This is a genomic window from Novosphingobium sp. 18050, assembly GCF_902706195.1.
GTDB lineage: Bacteria > Pseudomonadota > Alphaproteobacteria > Sphingomonadales > Sphingomonadaceae > Novosphingobium.
In genome coordinates, this window is record NZ_CACSJO010000106.1 from 1 (window position 1) to 417 (window position 417).

Consider the following 417-nt stretch of genomic DNA (forward strand, 5'->3'; position numbering starts at 1 on the left):
ACTCTCCATCCAGCCTAAATACAATGTTCGCGCCCACCAGCCCCTCGGCATGGGGTGCGAAAAGGGCATGTGATGGCAGGGATTCAGGTTGCCATGCTTTGATGAATGATTGAAGCGCGATGAGCGCTGGATCATCCAGATTGGGCATGGCGGAAAGATGCAGTTCCCTGAAACTCGCGTGGTCCTGGGCAGCCTTTGCTTCTCCAAAACCCAGCACATAACTGCTTTTGTCCCACAGGAAAAAAGACCTTGAGCCAATGCCAGGACGTTTGAAGGACGCAGGTACGGCGATGACTTTGGGTAGAGGCTTTTTTCCTGCCGTGTTCCTGATGTCGTTCACAGCCACTACCGAACCATCTGGCGCCAGAACGATTTCGTAGGAGATGTTCTCTTGCGAGTACCCTGGCTGCGCAATGT

General features: G+C 53.5%; 1 protein-coding gene. It reads right to left on the reverse strand.

Translation table 11 applies throughout. The annotated features are described in order from the left end of the window. The coding region (locus GVL61_RS24595; RefSeq protein ID WP_200845029.1) for a type I-C CRISPR-associated protein Cas8c/Csd1 at nucleotides 1-417 on the reverse strand (417 nt) is incomplete at both ends.